The following is a 657-nucleotide window of genomic DNA, read 5'->3' on the forward strand; positions in this document are numbered from 1 at the left end:
CTGGTCATAGTAATTGGTATTTCTGACATAATTAATCTCAAGAGGATTTTATGAAATTTAACTCATTAGGGATTTTGATTAGCTCACTGCTATTTTCTGGTGTTTCTCATGCAATTGATGCCACAGAGAGAATGAATGACATTCAACAATTTGGTAAATGGTATTATGCTGAGTTTACCATGCCTACCACTATGACTTATCGTATTGGTGTTGAATCCAAATTGCCGCAGGATAAATCAACTTTATTTATTGATATATCACCGTTAACTCAATGTGAGCCCGGTGATGTAACTGTCAATCATTTTATTGGATATAAACAAATGGATTTACCACCGTTCCTTCCTGTAAGCTATAAAATCAGTGGACAACAAAAGCAGGACTCTATAACAACCCCATCTATCAATGAAGGTTACTTGTTCAGTCCTATTAGCTCATTAAAGATTAGTGATTTGTTAAAATCTAAAGGGAAAGGTAGTTTTTCTTTTTGGTACACTCCGCCAACTGAAAGTAAAGAAAAACCACAAAAAATATTCTTCCCATTAGATGGCCTTCCGGAAGCATATAAGGCTGCAATCAATTCCTGTAAAGAAAACATGTAAAATCAGGCAGTGATATTTATGATGCACGCCTTTCTCGAAGTAGGTAAACGCTTTGCTA

Annotated in this window: 1 protein-coding gene; it reads left to right on the plus strand. The window is 35.3% G+C overall.

What is annotated here, in order from left to right; all coding sequences use genetic code 11:
- Positions 1–50 precede the first annotated feature (50 nt).
- Positions 51–599, plus strand: coding sequence for a hypothetical protein (locus EQY_RS0123320; protein WP_000671493.1), 549 nt, complete (start codon positions 51–53; stop codon positions 597–599).
- Positions 600–657: the final 58 nt, after the last annotated feature.

This window comes from Escherichia sp. TW14182, assembly GCF_000208525.1.
Taxonomy (GTDB): domain Bacteria; phylum Pseudomonadota; class Gammaproteobacteria; order Enterobacterales; family Enterobacteriaceae; genus Escherichia; species Escherichia ruysiae.

Bases quoted from the DNA above. Each gene is read 5' to 3' on its own strand.
- EQY_RS0123320 (WP_000671493.1), top strand. From the start codon at position 51: ATGAAATTTAACTCATTAGGGATTTTGATTAGCTCACTGCTATTTTCT.